Source organism: Paracoccus sp. (in: a-proteobacteria), assembly GCF_047973135.1.
Lineage (GTDB): Bacteria > Pseudomonadota > Alphaproteobacteria > Rhodobacterales > Rhodobacteraceae > Paracoccus.
Map to the genome: position 1 here is coordinate 1 of NZ_JBKEBL010000087.1, position 3,047 is coordinate 3,047.

General features: G+C 65.4%; 4 protein-coding genes. 2 read left to right on the top strand and 2 right to left on the bottom strand.

Annotated elements, in window-relative coordinates; translation table 11 throughout:
- Positions 1-276: 276 nt before the first annotated feature.
- Positions 277-483 (bottom strand): 30S ribosomal protein S21, encoded by a 207-nt coding sequence (gene rpsU / locus ACK5L9_RS07050; RefSeq protein ID WP_022705914.1) that lies wholly within the window; start codon positions 481-483, stop codon positions 277-279.
- A 101-nt stretch (positions 484-584) separates the two neighbouring features.
- Here rpsU and ACK5L9_RS07055 point away from each other — a divergent pair, with 101 nt between their 5' ends.
- A complete protein-coding gene (locus ACK5L9_RS07055) occupies positions 585-1,241 on the top strand; it encodes a COQ9 family protein (protein ID WP_416910760.1) in 657 nt (218 codons plus the stop codon).
- A 10-nt stretch (positions 1,242-1,251) separates the two neighbouring features.
- Entirely contained in the window at positions 1,252-2,262 is a 1,011-nt protein-coding gene (locus ACK5L9_RS07060; protein WP_416910761.1) for an NAD(P)H-quinone oxidoreductase, read from the top strand.
- A gap of 239 nt (positions 2,263-2,501) precedes the next feature.
- Here the strand turns inward: ACK5L9_RS07060 and ACK5L9_RS07065 are convergent.
- On the bottom strand, positions 2,502-3,047 hold a 546-nt coding region (locus ACK5L9_RS07065), incomplete at its 5' end, for a tRNA pseudouridine synthase B (protein ID WP_416910762.1).

The following is a 3,047-nucleotide window of genomic DNA, read 5'->3' on the forward strand; positions in this document are numbered from 1 at the left end:
AACCCGGTGCCCCGGTCCGGGCGCATTTCCGGGGATCCTTTGCGCGATGGCGGCGCCGCTGATTTGCGTCCCGCGATAGCCGGGGGAGCTGCGCCCCCCGGACCCCCTGCAAACGCCTGCGGCGGAGCGGTGGTCTGATGGCCTTGCAGTTCCCGCCGGGCGGTCGTCGTCCGCTGGCCCTTTGTTGCGCCTGTCGCAGCGCAAAGCGGCGGTTGTAACGAAAAACCCCCGAGCCATTGGCGTCGGGGGCTTTCTGATAACGCGGATCGCGTCGTCTTACAGCGCGCCTTCGCGCTGAGCCTTTTTACGGGCCAGCTTGCGGGCGCGGCGGACGGCCTCGGCCTTTTCACGGGCTTTCTTGACCGACGGCTTTTCGAAATGCTGCCGAAGCTTCATTTCGCGAAAGACCCCCTCGCGCTGAAGTTTTTTCTTCAGGGCACGAAGCGCCTGTTCGACGTTATTGTCGCGAACGTTGACCTGCATGTGGTTGTCACCACCTTCCTAGGTTAGAGTTATACAAGTTGCAGGAAGCGTTCCCCTAGCAGCGGAGGGCGCATTTGTCCAGAGAAAGGCCGGAGGCAGAAATGGAAAACGACCGCGAAGCCCTGTTGAATGCCGCGTTGAACCATGTTCCCTTTGACGGGATGAACGAACGCGCCCTGTTTGCCGGCGCGGCCGGGATCGGCATGTCCGAATCGTTGGCCCGCGTCCATTTCCCGCAGGGCGGCGCGGGGCTGGCCGCCGCTTATCACCGCCGCGCGGATGCGCGGTTGCGCGACTGGCTGGCCGGCACGCCGCCCGAGGGCCGGTTCCGCGACCGGATCACGCAGGCCGTCTGGCACCGGCTGTCTCTGGTCGATCAGGATTTGGTGCGCGCGGGGGCGGCCACGCTGTCGCTGCCGCAGAATGCCGGGCTGGGGGCGCGGCTGATCTGGGAAAGCGCAGATGTCATCTGGTGCGGGCTGGGCGACCGGTCGCAGGATGCGAACTGGTATTCCAAGCGTGCCACACTGTCGGCGGTGATTTCCGCGACCGTGCTGTTCTGGCTGGGCGACAGTTCCGACGGACAGCGGGAAACGCGCGAGTTTCTGGACCGCCGGATTGATGGCGTGATGCGCTTTGAAAAGGCCAAGGCCGGTCTGCGCAGATTGCCCGGCGCGTCGAAGCTGGGCGATCTTGCTTTTGGCTGGATACGCGCGCCGCGTGGCCGTAACCTGCCCGGCAGGGTGCAGACCAGATAAAGGGGATCCGATGTTTCCAGATTCGATGAACGCGGTCGAAATCACCGCGCCGGGCGCGGCTGACATGCTGAAACTGGTGCAGCGTCCGGTACCGGTTCCGTGCAACGACCAGGTCCTGATCAAGATCGCATATGCCGGGGTCAATCGCCCGGATGTGGCGCAGCGCGCGGGAACCTATGCGCCGCCGCCGGGTGCCTCGGATCTGCCAGGGCTGGAGGCCTCGGGCGAGATTGTCGGCGTCGGTGCGGGTGTCACCCGCTGGCGGAAGGGCGACCGGGTGACGGCGCTGCTGCCGGGAGGCGGCTATGCCGAATATGCCGTCTGCCAGCAGGAACATGCGCTGTCGATCCCGGCGGGACTGACCCTGCGCGAGGCCGCCTGTCTGCCCGAAACGGCTTTCACCGTCTGGTCGAACGTGGTCACGCGCGGCGGTTTGCAGGCCGGGCAGAGGTTTCTGGTGCATGGTGGCAGCTCTGGTATCGGGATGATGGCGATTCAGATCGCGCGTGCCCTGGGTGCCCGCGTCTGGGCCACGGTTGGCAATGACGACAAGGCCCGCGCGGTCGAGGCACTGGGGGCCACGGCGATCAATTACCGGACCGACGATTTCGTCGGGCGCATCACGGCCGAGGGCGGTGCGGATCTGATTCTGGACATGGTTGGCGGCAGCTATGTTCCGCGCAATATCAAGGCATTGGCCATGGACGGGCGTCTGGTGATGATAGCCTTTCTCGAAGGGGCCAAGGCCGAGCTGAACTTTGCGCAGATCATGGTCAAGCGGCTGACGCTGACCGGCTCGACCCTGCGCCCGCAATCGGACGCCGCCAAGGCCGATATTGCCCGCGCGCTGCGCGAAAGGCTGTGGCCGCTGGTCGGATCGGGCGCAGTGACGGTCACGATAGACAGCGAATTCGCGCTGGCAGACGCGGCGGATGCCCACCGACGCATGGAAAGCAGCGCCCATATTGGCAAGATCGTCCTGAAAGTCGCCGGGGATCCGGCCAATGGCCATACGGACTGATCCGTGACAACGCAAACGGCGGTATTGAGCCTGTCGCGACAGTATAGCTGTCGGAAGCCGATTCGATCATCAAACTGGCGCAGCAGAAGGCCAGCGGATGACCGCAGGGGCGGGCGGTGCGATGCGCCTTGATTCCGGGCCGGGTCTGCCGTTCACCCGTCACAAGGTCTGCCATCCCGTCGGCAGTAAAATCCGCAGCTTCGGCTTTCGTGAAGGGACATTCCTGGGGGGCACCGGGGTCACAGGTTGAACACCCGCTCGGGCTGGACCGTGCCGCCCTGATAGCGGCCGATGCAGATCGGGCCACCGGTATCCGAGACCCAGACCAGTTCGCCCCATTCCGCGCCGCCCGTCACCTCGCCGGGATTGCCGTTGCGGATCTTGCGCGCGCCCTCGGGTGTGGCGCGCAGCATGGGCAGGTCGGCCAGCGCGGTTTCCAGTGGCAAAAGCTGCGATTCCAGCCAGTCCTGCGCATCACGATCGATCTTGTCGAAGGCAATGCCGTCATCGGCGTCGAACGGCCCCGACCAGATGCGGCGCAGCGCGGCGACATGCCCGAGGCAGCCCAGTTCGCGCCCCAGATCGCGTGCGATCGACCGGACATAGCCGCCCTTGCCGCAGACCATCTTCAGCCGTGCGCTATCGCCTTCGGCGGTGATCAGCGTCAGGCTTTCGACCCACAGGGGACGAGCGGCCAGCTTGAACTCTTCGCCCTCGCGCGCAAGGTCATAGGCACGTTCGCCATCGACCTTGACGGCGGAAAAGGCGGGCGGAACCTGCATGAT

Excerpts from the sequence above, each read along its gene's own strand:
- rpsU (WP_022705914.1), bottom strand. The coding sequence starts at position 483 with ATGCAGGTCAACGTTCGCGACAATAACGTCGAACAGGCGCTTCGTGCC.
- ACK5L9_RS07055 (WP_416910760.1), top strand. The coding sequence starts at position 585 with ATGGAAAACGACCGCGAAGCCCTGTTGAATGCCGCGTTGAACCATGTT.
- ACK5L9_RS07060 (WP_416910761.1), top strand. The coding sequence starts at position 1,252 with ATGTTTCCAGATTCGATGAACGCGGTCGAAATCACCGCGCCGGGCGCG.